This window comes from Streptomyces fungicidicus (assembly GCF_003665435.1).
Lineage (GTDB): Bacteria > Actinomycetota > Actinomycetes > Streptomycetales > Streptomycetaceae > Streptomyces > Streptomyces fungicidicus.
In genome coordinates, this window is sequence record NZ_CP023408.1 from 204,822 (window position 1) to 225,733 (window position 20,912).

Below are 20,912 nucleotides of genomic sequence, written 5' to 3' on the forward strand. Positions count from 1 at the left end.
CTATCGGTCGAATAGCCCTCGCTTAGTCGCCGGCCGGTGTTGCGGGGATAACGGCACCGGCCGACGGCGGACCCACAGCAGACGCACCATTTGCAGGACTGCACGAAGGGGAAGCCATGACAGCGACGACCGACGGAAGCACCGGGGCGGCCCTGCCGCCCCGCGTGACCGCGGCCAGCGAAAACGACACCGACATCCCCGAGGCGGCCGGGGTTCCCGACATCGCCGCCCACGCCATGCGGCGCGCCACCGACTTCCTGCTGTCCCGGCAGGACGACCAGGGCTGGTGGAAGGGCGACCTCGAGACCAACGTCACGATGGACGCCGAGGACCTGCTGCTGCGCCAGTTCCTCGGCATCCGCGACGAGGACACCACCCGGGCCGCCGCCCTGTTCATCCGCGGGGAGCAACGCGAGGACGGCACCTGGGCCACCTTCCACGGCGGGCCCGGCGAACTCTCCACCACCATCGAGGCGTACGTCGCCCTGCGGCTGGCCGGCGACCCGCCCGAGGCCCCGCACATGGCCCGCGCCTCCGCCTGGATCCGCGAGCGCGGCGGCATCGCCGCCGCCCGGGTCTTCACCCGCATCTGGCTGGCCCTGTTCGGCTGGTGGAAGTGGGAGGACCTGCCCGAACTCCCGCCCGAGCTGATCTGGTTCCCGTCCTGGGTGCCGCTCAACATCTACGACTTCGGCTGCTGGGCCCGGCAGACCATCGTCCCGCTGACGATCGTCTCCGCCAAACGGCCGGTGCGCCCCGCGCCGTTCCCGCTGGACGAACTGCACACCGATCCGCGCCGGCCCAGACCTCCGCGGCCGCACGCCCCGCCGAACACCTGGGACGGCGCCTTCCAGCGGCTGGACAGAGCCCTGCACGCCCTGCGCAGGGCGGTCCCGCGCCGGGTGCGCCAAGCCGCCATGAACGCCGCCGCCCGCTGGATCATCGAACGGCAGGAGAACGACGGCTGCTGGGGCGGCATCCAGCCCCCGGCCGTCTACTCGGTCATCGCGCTGCACCTGCTCGGCTACGACCTGCGGCACCCGGTGATGCGCGCGGGCCTGGAGTCGCTCGACCGCTTCGCCGTGTGGCGCGAGGACGGGGCCCGGATGATCGAGGCCTGTCAGTCCCCGGTGTGGGACACCTGCCTGGCGGCCATCGCGCTCGCCGACGCCGGCCTGCCCGCCGACCACCCGAGCCTGGTCAAGGCCGCCGACTGGATGCTCGGCGAGCAGATCGTGCGGCCCGGTGACTGGTCCGTGCGCCGGCCCCATCTGCCGCCCGGCGGCTGGGCGTTCGAGTTCCACAACGACAACTACCCCGACATCGACGACACCGCCGAGGTGGTCCTCGCACTGCGCCGGGTCAGACACCACGACCCCGAGCGGATGGACAGCGCGATCGGGCGCGGGGTCCGCTGGAGCCTCGGCATGCAGTCGAAGAACGGCGCCTGGGGCGCCTTCGACGTCGACAACACCAGCCCGTTCCCCAACCGCCTCCCGTTCTGCGACTTCGGCGAGGTCATCGACCCCCCGTCGGCCGATGTCACCGCGCACGTCGTGGAGATGCTCGCCGTCGAGGGACTCGCCCACGACCCGCGCACCCGGCGCGGCATTCAGTGGCTGCTCGCCGAACAGGAGCCGGACGGCTCCTGGTTCGGACGCTGGGGCGTCAACTACCTCTACGGCACCGGCTCCGTCGTCCCCGCCCTGGCCGCGGCCGGGATCCCCGGCTCGCACCCGGCTGTCCGGCGGGCCGTGGCATGGCTGGAGAAGGTGCAGAACGACGACGGCGGCTGGGGCGAGGACCTGCGCTCCTACCGCCACGTCCGGGAGTGGAGCGGCCGGGGGGCCTCGACCGCCTCGCAGACCGCCTGGGCGCTGATGGCGCTGCTGGCGGCGGGGGAGAGGGACTCCGGGGCCGTCGAGCGCGGCGTCGCGTGGCTGGCGGCCACCCAGCGCGAGGACGGCTCCTGGGACGAGCCGTACTTCACCGGCACCGGCTTCCCCTGGGACTTCTCCATCAACTACCACCTCTACCGGCAGGTCTTCCCGCTCACCGCGCTCGGCCGCTATGTGCACGGGGAACCCTTCAGCAAGAAGCAGACCGCGGCGAGGAACGGGTCCGCGCAGCCGCTCGCCGGGGTGAAGGGAAGCCGATGAGCCCCCGGCCCGCCCCGGCCCCGCTGCTGATCGCCTGCGCGCTCGGCATCGAGCAGCTCGCCCTGCGCAGGCGTGAGCACGGCACCCCGGGCGGGCCGGTCACCGTGCTGCGCACGGGCATGGGGCCGGCGGCGGCCGAGCGCTCCGTCACCCGGATGCTCGCCGATCCGGCCCTGGGCGGGGCGGCCGTCCTCGCCACCGGCTTCTGCGCGGGACTCGCCCCCGGGATGCACCCCGGCGACCTGGTCGTCGCCGGGGAGACCCGGGACCCGCGCGGAAGCGTCCCCTGCGCGGGAACCGAACTGCTGGTGAAGGAGCTGGTGCGCACGGTGCCCGGACGCACCGTCCACACCGGGCCGCTCACCGGCTCCGACCACGTCGTCCGCGGTCACGAACGGTCCGCCCTGCTCGCCACCGGCGCGATCGCGGCCGACATGGAATCCGCGGCCACGCTGCTGGCCGCCGTCCGGACGGGCGAACGCCCGGTTGCGGCCGTCCGGGTGGTCGTGGACGCTCCTGAACACGAACTCGTCCGCATCGGCACGGTGCGCGGTGGAATATCGGCTTTCCGTGTCCTTCGTTCCGTCCTTCCGGCTTTCTATGAATGGCACCGTTCCCTGCTGCTCCCCCGGAGGTGAGCCAGATGGCCATGCCGCTGCGTCAGTCCATCAAGGTCGCTACCTACTTGGCCGAACAGAAGCTCCGCAGGCGGGACAAGTTCCCGCTGATCGTCGAACTGGAACCGCTCTTCGCCTGCAACCTTAAGTGCGAGGGGTGCGGCAAGATCCAGCACCCGGCAGGGGTGCTCAAGCAGCGGATGCCCGTCGCGCAGGCCGTGGGCGCGGTACTGGAGTCCGGCGCCCCGATGGTGTCGATCGCCGGCGGCGAACCCCTGATGCACCCGCAGATCGACGAGATCGTGCGTCAGCTGGTGGCCAGGCGCAAGTACGTCTTCCTGTGCACCAACGCCCTGCTCATGCGCAAGAAGATGGACCGGTTCACCCCGTCGCCCTACTTCGCGTTCGCCGTGCACATCGACGGCCTGCGGGAGCGGCACGACGAGTCCGTGGCGAAGGAGGGCGTGTTCGACGAGGCCGTGGAGGCGATCAAGGAGGCCAAGCGCCGCGGCTTCCGGGTCACCACCAACTCCACCTTCTTCAACACCGACACCCCGCAGACCGTCGTCGAGGTGCTCAACTACCTCAACGACGACCTCAAGGTCGACGAGATGATGATCTCGCCCGCCTACGCCTACGAGAAGGCCCCCGACCAGGAGCACTTCCTGGGCGTGGAGCAGACCCGCGAGCTGTTCAGGAAGGCCTTCGCCGGGGGCAACCGGAGCCGCTGGCGGCTGAACCACTCCCCGCTGTTCCTGGACTTCCTGGAGGGGAAGGTCGACTTCCCCTGCACCGCGTGGGCGATCCCGAACTACTCGCTCTTCGGCTGGCAGCGCCCCTGCTACCTGATGAGCGACGGGTACGTGCCGACGTACCGGGAGCTGATCGAGGACACCGACTGGGACCAGTACGGCCGGGGCAAGGACCCGCGCTGCGCCAACTGCATGGCGCACTGCGGCTACGAGCCCACCGCCGTCCTCGCCACCATGGGCTCCCTGAAGGAGTCGCTGCGCGCCATGCGCGAGACCGTCTCGGGAAACCGGGAGTGAGGCCGTGACCGCTGTCTCCCTCGGGATTCCCGGGGTGCCCCTGCCGCCGCTCGCCGAGCGGCGCGCGTCGCGGCGGATCCAGGTCGGACCCGTCGCGGTGGGCGGCGGGGCCCCGGTGTCCGTGCAGTCGATGACGACCACGCGTACGTCCGACGTGGGGGCGACCCTCCAGCAGATCGCCGAGCTGACCGCCTCCGGGTGCCAGATCGTGCGGGTCGCCTGTCCCACGCAGGACGACGCCGACGCGCTCGCGACCATCGCCCGCAAGTCGCAGATCCCGGTGATCGCCGACATCCACTTCCAGCCCAAGTACGTCTTCGCGGCGATCGAGGCCGGCTGCGCGGCCGTACGGGTGAACCCGGGCAACATCAAGCAGTTCGACGACAAGGTCAAGGAGATCGCCAAGGCGGCCAAGGACCACGGCACCCCGATCCGCATCGGTGTGAACGCCGGATCGCTGGACCGGCGGCTGCTGGAGAAGTACGGCAGGGCCACCCCGGAGGCGCTCGTCGAGTCGGCCCTGTGGGAGGCGTCGCTCTTCGAGGAGCACGGCTTCCGGGACATCAAGATCTCCGTGAAGCACAACGACCCGGTGGTGATGGTCGAGGCCTACCGCCGGCTCGCCGCCCGGTGCGACTACCCGCTGCACCTCGGGGTGACGGAGGCGGGCCCCGCCTTCCAGGGCACCGTCAAGTCGGCGGTCGCCTTCGGGGCGCTGCTTTCGCAGGGCATCGGCGACACCATCCGGGTGTCGCTGTCCGCGCCGCCGGTCGAGGAGGTCAAGGTCGGCATCCAGATCCTGGAGTCGCTGAACCTGCGTCAGCGGCGGCTGGAGATCGTCTCCTGCCCGTCCTGCGGGCGTGCCCAGGTCGACGTCTACAAGCTCGCCGAGGAGGTCACGGCCGGCCTGGAGGGCATGGAGGTCCCGCTGCGGGTGGCCGTCATGGGCTGTGTGGTGAACGGGCCCGGCGAGGCCCGCGAGGCCGACCTCGGCGTCGCCTCCGGCAACGGCAAGGGGCAGATCTTCGTGAAGGGCGAGGTCATCAAGACCGTCCCCGAGTCGAAGATCGTGGAGACGCTGATCGAGGAGGCGATGAAGATCGCCGCGCAGATGGAGAAGGACGGCATCGCGTCGGGGGAGCCGGCCGTCACCGTGAGCTGAACAGCACGGAACCGAAGGGGGCCCGAGCGTGACGATTCTGGAGAGCATTCGGCAACCACGTGACCTGAAGGCGCTGTCCGAGGCGCAACTCGGTGAACTGTCCCATGAGATCCGGGAGTTCCTGGTGCACGCGGTGGCCAGGACCGGCGGCCACCTCGGACCCAATCTGGGAGTGGTGGAACTCACCGTCGCCCTGCACCGGGTCTTCGAGTCGCCCGTCGACCGCATCCTGTGGGACACCGGCCACCAGAGCTATGTGCACAAACTCCTGACCGGGCGTCAGGACTTCTCCAAACTGCGCGGCAAGGGCGGCCTGTCCGGCTATCCCTCCCGCGAGGAGTCCGAGCACGACGTCATCGAGAACAGCCACGCCTCGACGGCCCTCGGCTGGGCCGACGGCCTCGCCAAGGCCCGCCGGGTGCGGGGGGAGAAGGGCCATGTCGTCGCGGTGATCGGCGACGGCGCCCTCACCGGAGGGATGGCCTGGGAGGCGCTCAACAACATCGCCGCCGCCAAGGACCGGCCGCTGATCGTCGTCGTCAACGACAACGAGCGCTCCTACGCCCCCACCATCGGCGGGCTCGCCAACCACCTCGCGACCCTGCGCACCACGGACGGCTACGAACGGGTGCTGGCCTGGGGAAAGCACGTGCTCCAGCGCACACCCGTGGTCGGCGCAACACTGTACGAGGCGCTGCACGGCGCGAAGAAGGGCTTCAAGGACGCCTTCGCGCCGCAGGGCCTCTTCGAGGACCTCGGCCTGAAGTACCTGGGCCCGATCGACGGCCACGACATCAAGGCCGTGGAGTCCGCGCTGCGCCGCGCCAAACGCTTCCACGGCCCCGTCCTCGTCCACTGCCTCACCGAGAAGGGCCGCGGCTACGAACCCGCCCTCGCCCACGAGGAGGACCACTTCCACACCGTCGGCGTGATGGACCCGCTGACCTGCGCGCCCCTCGCCCCGTCCGGCGGGCCGTCCTGGACCTCCGTCTTCGGCGAGGAGATCGTCCGGATCGGCGAGGAACGCGACGACGTGGTCGCCATGACGGCCGCCATGCTGCGTCCGGTGGGCCTCGGCCCCTTCGCCGAGCGGTTCCCGGACCGGGTGTGGGACGTCGGCATCGCCGAACAGCACGCGGCCGTGTCCGCGGCGGGCCTGGCGACCGGCGGACTGCACCCCGTCGTCGCCGTCTACGCCACCTTCCTCAACCGCGCCTTCGACCAGCTGCTGATGGACGTGGCGCTGCACCGCTGCGGGGTGACCTTCGTCCTGGACCGGGCGGGCGTCACCGGCGTCGACGGGCCCTCGCACAACGGCATGTGGGACATGTCCGTCCTGCAGGTCGTCCCCGGTCTGCGGATCGCCGCGCCGCGCGACGCCGACCAGCTGCGCGCCCAGCTGCGCGAGGCGGTCGCCGTCGACGACGCCCCGACCCTGCTGAGGTTCCCGAAGGAGTCGGTGGGCCCGGCGCTGCCGGCACTGGACCGGATCGGCGGCATGGACGTGCTGCACCGGGCGGTCGCCCCCGAGGTGCTGCTGGTCGCCGTCGGGGTGATGGCACCGGTCTGCCTCCAGGCCGCCGAACTGCTCGAGGCCCGCGGCATCGGATGCACGGTGGTCGACCCCCGCTGGGTCAAACCCGTCGACCCCGCCCTCCCGCCGCTGGCCGCGGAGCACCGCATGGTGGCCGTCGTCGAGGACAACAGCCGGGCGGCCGGGGTCGGTTCGGCGGTGGCGCTGGCGCTGGGCGACGCCGGGACCGACGTGCCCGTACGGCGGTTCGGCATCCCCGAGCAGTTCCTCGCGCACGCCAAACGCGCGGAGGTGCTCGCCGACATCGGTCTCACACCGGTCGAGATCGCCGGACGGATCGGCGCGAGCCTCGCCGTCCGGGAAGAGCGCGACGCCAAGTCGCCGGACCCACAGGAGCACCAGGCATGACCACCGCGGAGTCCGCGCCGGAGCCGTCGCGCACGGGGGGCTTCGACCTCGGCGCACTGCTCGCCGAGCGCGGAGCCGAACGCTACGAGCTGCACACCCGGTACCTCAACCACCAGCTGCCGCGCATGCTGCGCACCATCGGCTTCGACAAGGTCTACGAGCGGGCCGAGGGCGCCCACTTCTGGGACGCCGACGGCAACGACCACCTGGACATGCTGGCCGGCTTCGGGGTGATGGGCCTGGGCCGCCATCACCCCGTGGTCCGCAAGGCGCTGCACGACGTGCTGGACGCCTCCCTCGCCGACCTCACCCGCTTCGACTGCCAGCCGCTGCCCGGACTGCTCGCCGAGCGGCTGCTCGCGCACAGCCCCCACCTGGACCGGGTGTTCTTCGGCAACAGCGGCACGGAGGCGGTCGAGACCGCGCTGAAGTTCGCCCGGTACGCGACCGGCAGGCCGCGCGTGCTGTACTGCGCGCACGCCTTCCACGGGCTGACCACCGGCTCCCTTTCGGTCAACGGCGAGTCCGGTTTCCGGGACGGCTTCGCCCCGCTGCTGCCCGACACGGCCGTCCCGCTGGGGGACCTCGACGCCCTGGCGCGGGAGCTGCGCAGGGGGGACGTCGCCGCCCTGATCGTGGAGCCGATCCAGGGCAAGGGCGTGCACGAGGCCCCGCCCGGGTATCTGCGGGCCGCCCAGGAGCTGCTGCGGCGGCACAGGGCGCTGCTGATCGCCGACGAGGTGCAGACCGGGCTCGGCCGGACCGGCGACTTCTACGCCTACCAGCACGAGGAGGGGGTCGAACCGGACCTCGTCTGTGTCGCCAAGGCGCTCTCGGGCGGCTACGTCCCGGTGGGCGCGACCCTCGGCCGGGACTGGATCTTCAAGAAGGTCTACTCGTCGATGGACCGGGTGCTGGTCCACTCGGCCAGCTTCGGGGCCAACGCGCAGGCCATGGCCGCGGGTCTCGCGGTGCTGTCGGTCATGGAGGACGAGGGGATCGTCGCGCGGGTCCGGAGCACCGGCGGACTGCTGAGGACCCGGCTGGCCGCGCTCACCGAGAAGTACGAACTGCTCGCCGAGGTGCGCGGCCGGGGCCTGATGATCGGCATCGAGTTCGGCCGGCCCCGCTCCCTGAAGCTGCGGGGCCGCTGGGCCATGCTCCAGGCCGCGCGCAAGGGGCTCTTCGCGCAGATGGTGGTCGTCCCGCTGCTGCAGCGGCACCGGATCCTCACCCAGGTCTCCGGCGACCACATGGAGGTCATCAAACTGATCCCGCCGCTCGTCATCGACGAGGGGGACGTGAACCGGTTCGTGGACGCCTTCACCGCGGTGATGGACGACGCCCATGACGGCGGTCTGATGTGGGAGTTCGGCAGGACCCTGGTGAAGCAGGCGGTCGCCAACCGCTGATCCGGGGGCTTCGCGGGTTTGCCTCACAGGCAAGGAAATTGCCTGTGGGGTAAATCCGGTGCTGAATGGAGGCATGCACTCCTCCGAGGCCGGGCCGCCGGCCGCACCGGGCGACGCGCTCCCGGCGGTCGCGCCGCAACTGCGCGCCCTGCGGCGGCGGGCCTCCCTGACGCTGGAGGCCGCGGCCCGCGACGCCGGGCTCTCGCCCGCCCATCTCTCCCGGCTGGAGACAGGTCAGCGCCAGCCCTCGCTGCCGACGCTGCTCTCCCTCGCCCGCACCTACGGTACGACGGTGTCCGAGCTGCTGGGCGAGTCGGGTGCCGACCGGGACGCGGTGGTGCGCGCCGCGGACATGGAGTCCACGGCGGCGGGTGGCTGGACGTACTGGCAGGCCGGCGCCGCGGGGCGCGGCATGCAGGCCCTGCGCGTCCGTGTGCCGCACGGCTCCCAGGGCGACATCGTGCGCGTCCACCCCGGCGAGGAGTGGCTGTACGTCCTCAAGGGGCGGCTGCGGCTGCGCCTCGGGGAAACCCTGCACCGCCTCGCCCCGGGGGACAGCGCGCACTTCGACTCGCTGACCCCGCACCGTATCGAAGCTCAGGACCCCGACGGGGTCGAGCTGCTGTTCGTCCACACCCTTCTGCAGAGCCCCACGGCCACCCTGTGCCTGGGCCCGACCCACGGAGACGCGACATGAGCGGTAGAGACATGGAGGAGAAGCTCCCCCGGGCCCTGTGGGTGAGGCTGTTCATCTACGTGGTGGTGGGGCACCTCTTCGCGGCCTTCATCTACTTCCTCTTCGAGGTGGCGCCGAAGAAGTAGGCCCCCGCCTCAGTCGAGCAGGCGCTCGCGCAGCCGCTCCCGGGCCCCGGGGGTGAGCCCGAGCGCCCGCTCCAGGTACGGCTCCACACCGCCCCAGGTCTCCTCGACGGTCTCGAACGCGGCGGCAAGATACTCCGCGCGCGCGTCGAACAGGGGGCTGAGCAACTCCATCACCTCGGCGGAGTAGGCCGAGGCGGAGGAGCCGTTGCGGTGCACCTTGTACCGGCGGTGCTTGGCGTTGGACTTCAGGTAGTCGTCGACGATGGCGTCCCGCTCGACGCCCAGCGCGAGCAGGGTCACCGCGATCGACAGCCCCGCCCGGTCCTTGCCGGCCGCGCAGTGCATCAGCGCGGGGACGCTGTCCTCGGCGAGCGAGCGCAGCACCCGGGAGTGCTCGCCGGTGCGCTCGGTGATGATCAGCCGGTAGGAGCGGATCATGCGGTCCGCGCCCTTGCCGTCGTCGAGGACGGAGCGCAGCTGCTCCAGGTCGCCGTCGCGGACCATCTTCCAGAACTCGGCGCCGTCCGCCGGGTCGCTGAGCGGCAGGTTCACGTTCCGCACGCCCGGCAGCGCGACGTCCGGGCCCTCCAGCTTCTGGTCGGCGGCGTTGCGGAAGTCGAAGACCGTGTGCAGTCCGAGCGCGGACAGGAAGGCGGCGTCCTCCGCCGTCGCGTGCGCGAGATGGCCGCTGCGGAACAGTACGCCCTGCCGCACCCGCCGGCCGTCCACGGTCGGCAGTCCGCCCACGTCGCGGAAGTTGCGTACTCCGGCCAGCTCGGGTTCGGTCGACGGCACCTGCTGCGTCACGAAGGGCTCCTCCCTCTCGGCGCCGCCGGCGGGGCTCGCCGTCGGGCACCACTCGACGATACGACATGCCTGCCTGGGGCAATGAGTTGTCCACAGGCATTGCCCGGCGGCCCCCGTGCCCCCGATGATGTTGGTGTCTGATCACATCTGTTCGGGTCTGTTGGAGGTTCGGTGGCGCAGGTCTGCCAAGACGGTCGTACGTGGCTTCTGTCGGGGCCGCACAGCAGTTACGCGCTGCATCTGACGGACCGCGACGAGCTGGTGCATCTGCACTGGGGCCCCCGGATCGAGCCGGCCGACGCGGAGGCGCTGGCCGCCCGCCCGCTGCCGGACGACTGGCCCTTCGAGTCCCGGCTGGACGGACGCGAGGAGTACCCGGTCGAGGGAGGCCCCCGTTTCGCGCGGCCCGCCCTGTCCGTGCGCTCGCCCGGACGGCGCGGCACCGAGTGGACCTTCGGCGGACACGAGGAGACGGACGACGGCGAACTCCGCCTCCGCTTCCTCGACGGCCCGCTCACGGTGACCCTGCACTACCGGATGCGCGACGACGTGATCGAACGCTGGGTGACCCTGCACAACCGGGGACCGGCCGTCGAGCTGCTGCGCGCCGACTCCGCGGCCTGGACCCTGCCCGACCGCGACCACTGGCGGCTGTCCCAGCTGCACGGCCGCTGGGCCGCGGAGTCCCGGCTGACCCGCTCCCCGCTCACCTACGGCGAGAAGGTCATCGGCAGCCGGCGAGGTCACACCGGCCACCAGCACCTGCCGTGGGTCGCGCTCGACACCGACGCGACCGAGGAGCGCGGCGAGGTCTACGCCTGCGCCCTCGGCTGGTCCGGCTCCTGGCGCGTCTCGGTGGCCCAACTCCCCGACGCGCGCGTGCAGATCACCGGCGGCGCGGGCCACGACGACTCCGGCCTGCTGATGCTGGACACGGACGGGACGTACGTCACACCGGTCTTCGCCGGCCTGTGGAGCGACGGCGGCTTCGGCGGCGCAAGCCGCGCCTGGCACGCCTACCAGCGCGCCCATGTCGTCCCGGACGCCGGCCGGGACCGGCCCGTGCTGTTCAACTCCTGGGAGGCCACCGGCTTCGACATCTCGGAGGAGCAGCAGCGGGCGCTCGCGGCGCGCGCCGCCGGGATGGGCGTCGAGCTGTTCGTGGTCGACGACGGCTGGTTCGGGGCGCGTACGAGCGACCGGGCCGGGCTCGGCGACTGGACGCCCAACCCCGACCGCTTCCCCGGCGGCCTGAAGCCCCTCGCCGACCATGTGCGCGGGCTCGGGATGCGGTTCGGCATCTGGGTCGAGCCGGAGATGGTCAACCCGGACAGCGACCTGTACCGGGCGCACCCCGACTGGGTGCAGTTCCAGCCGGGACGCCGGCGCACGGAGTTCCGCAACCAGCTCGTCCTCAACCTCGCGCGCGACGACGTCCGGGAGTACCTCTGGGAGCGGCTCGACGCGCTGCTCTCCGAGACTCCGGTCGACTATGTGAAGTGGGACTTCAACCGCTGCTTCACCGACGCCGGCTGGCCGGACGACCCCTATCCGCAACGGCTGTGGACCGATCACGTGCGGGGCCTGTACGCCCTGCTGGACCGGCTCAGGGCCGCCCATCCGGGCGTGGCCTTCGAGTCCTGCTCGGGCGGCGGCGGCCGGATCGACCTGGGCGTCCTCTCCCGCACCGACCAGGTATGGACCTCGGACAACACCGATCCGCTCGACCGCCTCGCCATCCAGCACGGCTTCAGCCAGCTCCACCCGGCCCGGGTCATGGCCGCCTGGGTCACCGACAGCCCGAACGCGATGCTGAACGGACGGGTCAGCTCGCTGCGTTTCCGTTTCGTCAGCGCGATGGCCGGGGTGCTCGGCGTCGGCGGTGACCTCACACGGTGGACCGGGCAGGAGCTCGAGGAGGCGCGCGAGTGGGTCGCGCTCTACAAGGAGATCCGGCCGGTTGTCCAGCGCGGTGACCTGTACCGGCTGCGCCCCCCGGCGGGAGGCCTCAGCGCGGTGCAGTACGTCCTCGGCGACGAGACCGTGGTCCTGGCCTGGCTCCAGGCGCAGCACTACGGGGAACCCGTCCCGGCACTCCGGCTGCACGGCGTCGACCCGAACGCCTCGTACGAATGCCTTGAAACGGGTGAAAAGCACCGTGGCGCCGTACTGCGGCACCACGGGCTACACACCGGGCTGCGGGGCGACCTGGATGCGGCGGTCTTCCGGTTCCGGCGCCTGGGATCTGGCGATTGAGGCGTTCTGTCCGATTGGGGTGATTTGCCATAACGCGCCCCGAAAGAAGGGAGGATGGGAAAGGGGCGCGTGAGCATCGTCATATCGGTGACGATGTGTTGTCGCCATGCTCACGTAATTCCGTGAAAAGGCAAGGGAATTCACGGCGCGATCCCTGTGCGGATTGACGCTCGGTGACGCCCTTTCCTCCTTTGGATCACGGAAAAGCGCGTTCGGGGTGAACCTCGCGCTTGTCCCTTCCCGTCCGGGTCGCTTACGTTCGCCACCGATCCGGACGGACGCCTAATCCTGCCGCCGCCCGGAGCCCGCACCCACTGACTGACCCGTGTACGGCAGGAGCGGGGGACCCACAGGTACGACTGCCTGTTCCGGTTCCCGGAACGGCTTGGGGTTAAGCCGCGTGAAAACGCGGCCGGGCATCTCCAGTCCGAACCCGACAGCTCACCTCGCAGGCGCCGGAGAGGAATTCACCATGCCCGCGAAGGGTAAGCACCGCCGTACCACGGCCCAGCGTCTGACCCGTTCCATCGCCGTCGCCGGAACCGGTGGCGCCGTACTCGCCCTGCCGCTTCTCGGCGCCACCGGCGCGCACGCCGCCACGCCGCAGACCGCCCCCGGAAAGACCGTCCAGTCCCTTTCCGCCGCCGGCCAGTCGGCCGCCGCCGAGAAGGGCGACGACGCCCGCACGTACACCGTGAAGGCGGGCGACTACCTCGCGAAGATCGCCGAGGCCGAGCACGTCGACGGCGGCTGGAAGAAGCTCTACGCGGACAACCGCGATGCCGTCGGGTCCGACCCGTCGCTCATCCACCCCGGCCTGAAGCTCTCCCTCGAGGGCAAGGCCGCCGCGAGCACCCCGAAGAAGTCGTCCACCCCGAAGGCCCCCGAGGCCGCCGCGGAGAAGAAGGCCGAGAAGCCCGCCGCGCAGCCGTCGGAGCAGTCCGCCTCGGACACCTCCGCCCAGTCCACGAGCACCGACCAGGCCGCGAGCACCTCCGGTTACACCTCCCCGGTGCCCGGCGGCGGCCTCGGCACCGCCTACAAGGTGGCCGGCAGCATGTGGTCCAGCGGCTACCACACCGGTGTCGACTTCGCCGTCCCGACCGGCACCTCCCTGAAGGCCGTCGGCGCGGGCACCGTCGTCTCCGCCGGCTACGGCGGCGCGTACGGCAACCAGGTCGTCATCAAGCTCAATGACGGCTACTACGCCCAGTACGCCCACCTGTCCTCGCTGTCCGTCTCGGCCGGCCAGACCGTCACCGCCGGCCAGCAGGTCGGCCTCTCCGGCGCGACCGGCAACGTGACCGGCCCGCACCTGCACTTCGAGATCCGCACCACCCCGGACTACGGCTCGGACGTGGACCCGGTCTCCTACCTTCGTGGCAAGGGCGTCTCGATCTGACCCCCTGCGACACCCTTCCTGACACGCGCGCCGGTGGCCGGCCCCGATCCACGGGGCCGGCCACCGGCGTATTCCGGAGTTGGCCAACATTTTGAGGGTGTCTTATCTCACCGCACGTCAACCCCTCCTTACGGTCGCGTAGGTCACATTGGAAGGTGAATCATGTGCAGCTGTGGCAGACGATTCGAAGAGTGACAGCAGAGCAGTGATCGGGTCGTACGTGGCGGTGGGGGACAGCTTCACCGAAGGCGTCGGCGACCCCGGCCCCGACGGGGCGTTCGTCGGCTGGGCCGACCGGTTCGCCGTACTTCTCGCCGACCGCCGCCCCGAAGGGGACTTCGCGTACACCAACCTCGCCGTGCGCGGAAAGCTGCTGGACCAGATCGTGGCCCACCAGCTGCCCCGCGCCGTCCAGCTCGCCCCCGACCTGGTCACGTTCTGCGCGGGCGGCAACGACATCATCCGTCCCGGAACCGACCCGGACGAGGTGGCCGAGCGCTTCGAGCGGGCGGTCGCCGCGCTCACCGCCGTGTCCGGCACCGTCATGGTGACCACGGGGTTCGACACCCGCGGCGTGCCCCTGCTGAAGCACCTGCGCGGCAAGATCGCGACGTACAACGGGCATGTGCGGGCCGTCGCCGACCGCTACGGCTGCCCCGTGCTCGACCTGTGGTCCCTCAGGAGCGTCCAGGACCGCAGGGCCTGGGACGCCGACCGGCTGCACCTGTCGCCGGAGGGACACACCCGCGTCGCGCTGCGGGCGGGGCAGCTCCTCGGCATGGAGATCCCCGCCGACCCGGAACAGCCGTGGCCGCCCCTGCCGCCCCGCGGCGCCTTCGACGTCCGGCGGGACGACGTCCAGTGGGCGCGCGAGTACCTGGTGCCGTGGATCGGCCGCCGGCTACGCGGGCAGTCCTCGGGCGACCACGTGCGGGCGAAGGGGACGCTCTCGCCCGACGACATCAAGGTACGGATCGCCACGGTGGCCTGAGCGCCGGGTACCGCCGCACGCACATAATGGAATGTCTGACCGACTCCACCTGGAGGCACCGTGGCCGTCACCCGTTCCGATCGCTCCGGGCTGCGCGCCCTGCGGCCCGAGTCCTTCGGCGCGGACCCCGGCGGCGAGCGCATGGCGCGCATCCGCAGGTCCCCGCACTTCAAGGACGGCGTCTTCCAGAACCCCGGGGGCCCCGCCCGGATCCGCCCGTCCGGATCGACCCGGGACCTGGCGAGGACCTACTTCGACAAGGACTCCCGGTCCCGGCGCGCCCCCAAGGGCGCGATCCCGGTGCACCCGACCACCCTGGCCGACATCTCCCGTCCGCCGGCCACGGGCCTGCGGCTGACCTGGATGGGCCACTCCGGCGTGCTCGCGGAGATCGACGGCCACCGGGTCCTGTTCGACCCCGTCTGGGGTGAGCGCTGCTCGCCGTTCCCCTTCGCCGGCCCCAGGCGGCTGCACCCCGTGCCGCTGCCGCTGGCCGCGCTCGGCCCGGTCGACGTCGTCGTGATCTCCCACGACCACTACGACCACCTGGACCTGCCCACGATCAAGGCGCTGGCCGGCACGGACACCCTGTTCGCGGTGCCCCTCGGCGTCGGCGCGCACCTGGAGCACTGGGGCGTGTCCGCCGGCCGGCTGCGCGAACTGGACTGGCACGAGACGACGAAGGTCGGCGGGCTCACCCTCACCGCCACCCCGGCCCGCCACTTCTGCGGCCGGGGCCTGCGCAACACCCAGCACACCCTGTGGGCCTCCTGGGTGGTCGAGGGCGAGGAGCACCGCGTCTACCACAGCGGTGACACCGGCTACTTCGATGGCTTCAAGGACATCGGCGCCGGTCACGGCCCGTTCGACGCCACGATGATCCAGGTGGGCGCCTACTCGGACTTCTGGCCCGACATCCACATGACGCCCGAGGAGGGCGTCCGGGCCCATCTCGACCTGCAGGGCGGGGACGCGGCCGGTGTGCTGCTGCCCATCCACTGGGCCACCTTCAACCTGGCGCCGCACGCCTGGGCGGAGCCGGGGGAGTGGATGAGGGACGCGGGCGAGGAGGCGGGCCAGGCGGTGGCGTTCCCCCGGCCGGGCGAGCCTTTCGAGCCGGCGGGGGAGCTGCCGGTGGAGCCGTGGTGGCGGGCGGTGTCCGGTCCGGTCGCCCGTTCGTGGAACCGTCCCCGGAGCGCCGAGGGCGTGGCCGGGACGAGCAAGGGGGATCTCGACCTCGCCGGCGAGCGGTGAGCTCCGGTCCCTCACCTTCGGGACGGTTCATGCCGGCCTGTGTCGCGGGCCTCATGACCGGGACGGCCCTCTCCGGCATGAAGGGGAGGCAGCACCGGGAGGCCGGGGGGCCGCCGGACGCACCCGAGCCGGGGGTCGGCCAGGGCAGCGCCGAAGCGGACTCCGGCGGCGGCTTCGACGGCGACCGAGCGGTGACGCCGGGCGGAGGGGAGCGAGGAAGTGGGGGACTCATGACGGCAGCGGACGCGCCGCCCGTCGTCCTGGTGCACGGGACGCGGTTCAGCGCGGGACAGTGGAGCCCGCAGCTCGCCGCGCTCCAGAAGGACTTCCGGGTGGCCGCCGTCGACCTGCCGGGCCACGGCGCCCGCTCCGCCGAGCCCTGGAGCCTGGACGCGGCGTCGGAGATCATCGCCGCCGCGGTGGACTCGCTCGACCGCGGACCGGCCCTGGTCGTCGGGCACTCGCTCGGCGGATACGCCTCGCTGGAGTTCGCGCGGCGCTTCCCCGAGCGGCTGCGGGGGCTGGTCCTCGCCGGGGCCAGCGCCTCCACTCGTGGCCCGTGGGCGACGCCGTACCGATGGGTCACCGGACTCGTCCCCCGTGTCCCGGCGGACCGGCTGGCCCGGTGGAACGACCGGTTGCTGCGCCGGCTCTACCCGCCCGAGGTGGTGGAGGCGACCATCCGCTCCGGCTACGCCTTCCACACCCTGCCGGCCGCCTGGGGCGAGGTGCTCGGCCGCTTCGACGCGGGTGCGATGCGGCACGTGACGGCTCCCGTGCTCATCCTCAACGGTGAGAAGGACCCCGTCTTCCGGTCCGGCGAGTCGGACTTCGCCCGCGCGCATCCGCACGCCCGCGTCGAGCTGATTCCGCGGGCGGGACATCTAGCGAACTTCGACGATCCGGCCGCCTTCACCGACGCCGTCCGCCGTTTCGCCCGGGAGCTGCCCGCTTCCTGTGGGTGAGGCGGAGGTGATCCACGCGGCCGGGGCGGCTCGGTGGGGGAACTGCTCGGCCGGCACTACGCGCTGTCCTGAAGCGCCCGCTTCTGGGACCGCGGCCCCGCCGGTCCCACCATGCGGGCCATCGGTGATCACTACTTGAACACCGCCCGCGGCGGCGCTCCCTCGGCGCCCTGGCCCGATCGCTACGGAGGGTGATGTTCTGGCCGGAGGGGTGAGGGGTGCAGGAGCGGGCCGGAGGCCCCCGCTCGTCGGTCCCGGGCGAGGGAAGGTGGGCCGGTGCGGGTCCCTCCGCCGGAGGCCGCTCCGCCCCGCGGACTCATGACGACCGCTTGTGACCAGCCTCGACCGCGCTCTGTCCACTCTCGATCCCTTGGGCTGAACGGTTATCGGTCTGTCGTACGACGCCTCATACCAGAGCGCGACGGTGTCCGCACCAGTTTGTCAACTGCCCACCGCACATGATGCGGTGACGACTACGGTGAGTGTCGGTCGGGCGGCGCGCGGCACCTCACGTCGAAGGGCGCGTCATGCCCAGGGGCCGCGTCCAGCAGTCGGATCAGGGAGCGGGGACCGGTACGTGCAGCCACAAGGCGGACGAGGGAGCGGACGGGGCGAGGGACCCCGGCGCCCGGGCCCGGCCGGCGCCCCGGGCGCCCGGGCGCGGGGCACCAGCGAGCAGGCGCCCGCCGGCACCGCGGTCGTGGCCCGCCGGCCGGACCGCGGTGCCGTGATCCCCGCCGGATCCCGGGCCCGCCGGACGGGCCCGGCCACCCGCCAGGAGCGCCGCGAGGGCGGACGGCACGGGCGGCCGCCGTCCCGTACCGGCCCCGTGCCGACCGAGGGCCAGCTACGGCCCCAGCTGCTGCGTCTCGCCGTGCTGCCGCCCGTGGCGGTCGCCCTCAGCGCCTGCGCGGCCGTGCTCTTCACCGTCCGCTCCACCGGCGTCCGGCCGGGCCCCACCCTGTGGGCCGTGCTCGGCGGCGCCACCTCGGTGACGTGCGCCGGCATCGTCATCGCCGCCGTGGCCGCCGACCGCGCCGCCCGGTCCGTGCACGACCGCGTCGCGGCCCTGCGCCGGAGCACCGCCCGGCGCGAGGAGGACCTGCGCGCCCTCGTCGGGACACTGCGCCGCGGCGACGCCCCGCCCGCACACGGACGGCGAACCGAACACCCCGACGACGCCGAGGACGCCGAAGACTTCGACGTGCTCGCCGCCGACCTCGACCGGGCGCACGACGCCGCCGTCACCGCCGTCGTGGAGGCGTCCCGGCTCTCCGGCCGGGCCGGCAGCGAACAGAAGCTCGAGGTGTTCGTCAACCTCGCCCGGCGGCTGCAGTCCCTGGTGCACCGCGAGATCTCCCTCCTCGACGAGCTGGAGAACGAGATGGAGGACCCCGACCTGCTCAAGGGGCTCTTCCACGTCGACCACCTCGCCACCCGCATCCGCCGGCACGCCGAGAACCTCGCCGTGCTCGGCGGGGCCGTCTCCCGGCGGCAGTGGAGCAACCCCGTCTCCATGACCGAGGTGCTGCGCGCGGCGATCGCCGAGGTCGAGCAGTACTCGCGGGTCAAGCTGGTGCCGCCGGTCGAGGGCACCCTGCGCGGACACGCCGTCGCCGACGTCATCCACCTGCTCGCCGAACTCGTCGAGAACGCCACCGTGTTCTCCGCCCCGCACACCCAGGTGCTGCTGCGCGCCGACCTCGTCACCTCCGGGCTCGCCGTCGAGGTCGAGGACCGCGGGCTTGGCATGCCCGTCGGCGAGCAGGACCGGATGAACGCGCTGCTCACCGACCCCGACCAGGTGCAGGTCGCCAGCCTGCTGGCCGACGGCCGGATCGGCCTGTTCGTGGTCTCCCAGCTCGCCAGGCGGCACGGCATCCGCGTCCGGCTCCGCAGCAACATCTACGGCGGGGTGCAGGCCGTGCTCGTGGTGCCGCAGGCACTTCTCGGCACCGAGCCGGGCGCCCTGACCGGCGGCCAGGACACGGGAGCGGCGGGGCGGGAACAGGGGCCTGGTGACACCGGTGCCGTCCCCGCGGTCCGCCATCTGCCCGCCGTACCCGCCCCGGTGGAGGGCCCCGGCACCCCGTACGGCGGCGGCTCCGCGCACGCGCCGGCCGCGCCTTCCACCCCGGCCGGCCCGGAGCCCCGTCCCGCCGCCCCGGCCGGGCCGCCCGGCGGCAACGGGGCCGCACCGCCGCTGCCCCTGCGCGTCGCCCGGGAGGCGCGCCCCAACCCCGCCGAGGCCGTGCCCGGCGTCCGGCGGGCGGACCCGGACACCCGCACGGACCCCGGGACCACGCCGCCCGTCCCCCGCGTCGGCACGGTGCGCGGCACCATGGGCAGACCCCAACTGCCCCGCAGACGTGCCCAGGAGCACATCGCGCCGCAGCTCCGCGACGGTCCCGCGCCCCGCCAGGACGGCGACCGCGCCGCCGGCCACGACCCCCAGCTGATGGCGGCCTTCCAGCGCGGCGTCAGCCTCGCGGAGTCCCGGCAGGACGGGAGCGCGCCCGCCGGATGACCACCCCCGCTCCCCCCACCGCCCCCGACCTCAGCGCTCCCGCAGACCTTCGTACCCCAAGGAGTCGATCCACCATGGCGAGCGATGCGCCGACCGCCCAGGTATCCGACCTCGACTGGCTGATGAGCGGCCTCGTGCAACGCGTGCCGCACACCAGCAGCGCCGTCCTGCTCTCCTGCGACGGGCTGGTGAAGTCCGTGCACGGCCTCGACCCCGACGCGGCCGACCACATGGCGGCGCTGGCCTCCGGCCTGTACTCCCTCGGCCGCAGTGCCGGCGTCCGGTTCGGCGACGGCGGCGACGTCCGGCAGGTCGTCGTCGAACTCGACTCGACCCTGCTGTTCGTCACCACCGCAGGCTCCGGGACCTGCCTCGCCGTGCTGGCCGGCCGCGAGGCCGACGCGGCGGTGCTCGGCTACGAGATGGCGATGCTGGTCAAGTCCGTACGGCCGTACCTGGTGACCGCTCCCCGCCAGCAGGGCGTCGAACCGCCGGCGATGAGGCCTTGAGCGTGATGGCGGCCGGTGACGGGCCCTGGCTCGACGACGCGGCCGGACGGCTGGTGCGCCCCTTCACCGTCAGCAACGGCCGCACCCGTCCCACCGTCGCCCTCGACCTGCTGTCGCAGGTCCGGGCCACCGGCGCCACCCCGTTCGGCTATCTCGGCCCCGAACACGCGCAGGCCCTCGACCTGTGCCGCGCCCCCGTCCCGGTCGCCGAGGTAGCCGCCCATCTCGGGCTGCCGGTGGCCGTCACCAAGGTGCTGCTGGCGGACCTCGTCGACTGCGGGGCGCTGACCGACAAGCCCCCCGCGTTCCACCACACCCCGACGGACCGGGCCCTTCTGGAGGCAGTGCTCGATGGACTACGACGACAGCTCTGACCGCGCCGGCGGAGCGGACCACGGAGACGATGCCTTCCCGACCGCGCTGAAGATCCTCGTGGCCGGCGGATTCGGCGTGGGCAAGACGACCTTCGTCGGCGCGGTCAGCGAGATCGCGCCCCTCAGCACGGAGGAACTCCTCACGACGGCCGGCGCCGCCACCGACAGCCTCGACGGTGTCGAGAACAAGGTGGAGACGACCGTGGCCATGGACTTCGGGCGCATCACCCTCGACGCGGAGCATGTGCTGTACCTGTTCGGCACCCCCGGCCAGGAACGGTTCTGGTTCATGTGGGACGAGCTCTGCGAGGGCGCGCTCGGCGCCGTCGTCCTCGCCGACACCCGGCGCCTCGAAGAGTGCTTCGCGGCGGTCGACTTCTTCGAACAGCGCGGCGTCGGATTCATCGTCGCCGTCAACGAGTTCGACGGAGCGTTCCGCTACGACCCGGGGGAGGTGCGCGCCGCCCTCGACCTCCCCGCGGGCACCCCCGTCGTCCCCTGCGACGCCCGGATCTCCAGCTCCGGCGTGCGGACACTGCTGACCCTGGTCCGGCACCTCATCGCCCACACCCCCGCGCCCGCCACGGGGTATGGCGCCCACATGTGATCCCCGCACACCCTCGGAGCCCCTGTATGACCGTCGCCCACACCCCGGGAGCCCGCC

The 20,912-nt window shown here is 72.4% G+C and carries 18 protein-coding genes and 1 riboswitch; of the genes, 17 read left to right on the forward strand and 1 reads right to left on the reverse strand.

Annotated elements, in window-relative coordinates; translation table 11 throughout:
* The first annotated feature begins 116 nt into the window (after positions 1 to 116).
* The 8 genes from shc to CNQ36_RS31165 all read left to right on the forward strand — a co-directional run bounded on the left by shc (position 117) and on the right by CNQ36_RS31165 (position 9,163).
* Positions 117 to 2,159: a squalene--hopene cyclase gene (gene shc / locus CNQ36_RS31130; protein WP_121548880.1), complete on the forward strand. Its 2,043-nt coding sequence runs from the start codon at positions 117 to 119 to the stop codon at positions 2,157 to 2,159.
* The gene (locus CNQ36_RS31135) at positions 2,156 to 2,797 is read left to right on the forward strand and encodes a 5'-methylthioadenosine/S-adenosylhomocysteine nucleosidase family protein (RefSeq protein ID WP_121548882.1); all 642 of its coding nucleotides are present in this window, start codon (positions 2,156 to 2,158) and stop codon (positions 2,795 to 2,797) included. Before shc ends, CNQ36_RS31135 begins: the two co-directional genes overlap by 4 nt.
* A gap of 5 nt (positions 2,798 to 2,802) precedes the next feature.
* Positions 2,803 to 3,825: an adenosyl-hopene transferase HpnH gene (gene hpnH, locus CNQ36_RS31140; protein WP_121548884.1), complete on the forward strand. Its 1,023-nt coding sequence runs from the start codon at positions 2,803 to 2,805 to the stop codon at positions 3,823 to 3,825.
* Between the two features lie 4 nt (positions 3,826 to 3,829).
* Positions 3,830 to 4,987 (forward strand): flavodoxin-dependent (E)-4-hydroxy-3-methylbut-2-enyl-diphosphate synthase, encoded by a 1,158-nt coding sequence (gene ispG / locus CNQ36_RS31145; RefSeq protein ID WP_121548886.1) that lies wholly within the window; start codon positions 3,830 to 3,832, stop codon positions 4,985 to 4,987.
* 28 nt (positions 4,988 to 5,015) lie between these two features.
* A complete protein-coding gene (dxs, locus tag CNQ36_RS31150) occupies positions 5,016 to 6,929 on the forward strand; it encodes a 1-deoxy-D-xylulose-5-phosphate synthase (RefSeq protein ID WP_121548888.1) in 1,914 nt (637 codons plus the stop codon).
* Positions 6,926 to 8,341 (forward strand): aspartate aminotransferase family protein, encoded by a 1,416-nt coding sequence (locus CNQ36_RS31155; protein ID WP_121548890.1) that lies wholly within the window; start codon positions 6,926 to 6,928, stop codon positions 8,339 to 8,341. Before dxs ends, CNQ36_RS31155 begins: the two co-directional genes overlap by 4 nt.
* Positions 8,342 to 8,414: 73 nt before the next feature.
* Entirely contained in the window at positions 8,415 to 9,038 is a 624-nt protein-coding gene (locus tag CNQ36_RS31160; protein WP_040905521.1) for a helix-turn-helix domain-containing protein, read from the forward strand.
* Complete coding sequence (locus tag CNQ36_RS31165; protein WP_040905518.1) at positions 9,035 to 9,163, forward strand: DUF6126 family protein; 129 nt, start codon at positions 9,035 to 9,037, stop codon at positions 9,161 to 9,163. The genes CNQ36_RS31160 and CNQ36_RS31165 overlap by 4 nt, the downstream gene beginning before the upstream one ends.
* A 9-nt stretch (positions 9,164 to 9,172) precedes the next feature.
* On the opposite strand, the gene CNQ36_RS31170 is transcribed toward CNQ36_RS31165, so the two are convergent.
* Positions 9,173 to 9,970 (reverse strand): tyrosine-protein phosphatase, encoded by a 798-nt coding sequence (locus CNQ36_RS31170; protein ID WP_004922345.1) that lies wholly within the window; start codon positions 9,968 to 9,970, stop codon positions 9,173 to 9,175.
* Between the two features lie 171 nt (positions 9,971 to 10,141).
* Here CNQ36_RS31170 and CNQ36_RS31175 point away from each other — a divergent pair, with 171 nt between their 5' ends.
* The 9 genes from CNQ36_RS31175 to CNQ36_RS31215 all read left to right on the forward strand — a co-directional run bounded on the left by CNQ36_RS31175 (position 10,142) and on the right by CNQ36_RS31215 (position 20,855).
* Positions 10,142 to 12,226, forward strand: a complete 2,085-nt coding sequence (locus tag CNQ36_RS31175; RefSeq protein ID WP_121548892.1) for an alpha-galactosidase — start codon at positions 10,142 to 10,144, stop codon at positions 12,224 to 12,226.
* A 305-nt stretch (positions 12,227 to 12,531) separates the two neighbouring features.
* A riboswitch (cyclic di-AMP (ydaO/yuaA leader) is annotated at positions 12,532 to 12,696 on the forward strand.
* A 2-nt stretch (positions 12,697 to 12,698) separates the two neighbouring features.
* Entirely contained in the window at positions 12,699 to 13,628 is a 930-nt protein-coding gene (locus tag CNQ36_RS31180) for a M23 family metallopeptidase (RefSeq protein ID WP_121548894.1), read from the forward strand.
* A gap of 205 nt (positions 13,629 to 13,833) precedes the next feature.
* On the forward strand, positions 13,834 to 14,619 hold the full coding sequence (locus tag CNQ36_RS31185; protein WP_121548896.1) for an SGNH/GDSL hydrolase family protein: 786 nt from the start codon (positions 13,834 to 13,836) through the stop codon (positions 14,617 to 14,619).
* Between the two features lie 60 nt (positions 14,620 to 14,679).
* On the forward strand, positions 14,680 to 15,873 hold the full coding sequence (locus tag CNQ36_RS31190) for an MBL fold metallo-hydrolase (protein WP_121548897.1): 1,194 nt from the start codon (positions 14,680 to 14,682) through the stop codon (positions 15,871 to 15,873).
* A 230-nt stretch (positions 15,874 to 16,103) separates the two neighbouring features.
* Complete coding sequence (locus CNQ36_RS31195; protein WP_121548899.1) at positions 16,104 to 16,838, forward strand: alpha/beta fold hydrolase; 735 nt, start codon at positions 16,104 to 16,106, stop codon at positions 16,836 to 16,838.
* 727 nt (positions 16,839 to 17,565) lie between these two features.
* Complete coding sequence (locus CNQ36_RS31200) at positions 17,566 to 19,365, forward strand: sensor histidine kinase (RefSeq protein WP_240659560.1); 1,800 nt, start codon at positions 17,566 to 17,568, stop codon at positions 19,363 to 19,365.
* 74 nt (positions 19,366 to 19,439) lie between these two features.
* Complete coding sequence (locus CNQ36_RS31205; RefSeq protein ID WP_121548901.1) at positions 19,440 to 19,874, forward strand: roadblock/LC7 domain-containing protein; 435 nt, start codon at positions 19,440 to 19,442, stop codon at positions 19,872 to 19,874.
* A 2-nt stretch (positions 19,875 to 19,876) separates the two neighbouring features.
* The gene (locus CNQ36_RS31210; protein ID WP_040905512.1) at positions 19,877 to 20,248 is read left to right on the forward strand and encodes a DUF742 domain-containing protein; all 372 of its coding nucleotides are present in this window, start codon (positions 19,877 to 19,879) and stop codon (positions 20,246 to 20,248) included.
* A complete protein-coding gene (locus CNQ36_RS31215; protein ID WP_040905509.1) occupies positions 20,226 to 20,855 on the forward strand; it encodes a GTP-binding protein in 630 nt (209 codons plus the stop codon). The genes CNQ36_RS31210 and CNQ36_RS31215 overlap by 23 nt, the downstream gene beginning before the upstream one ends.
* Positions 20,856 to 20,912 lie beyond the last annotated feature (57 nt).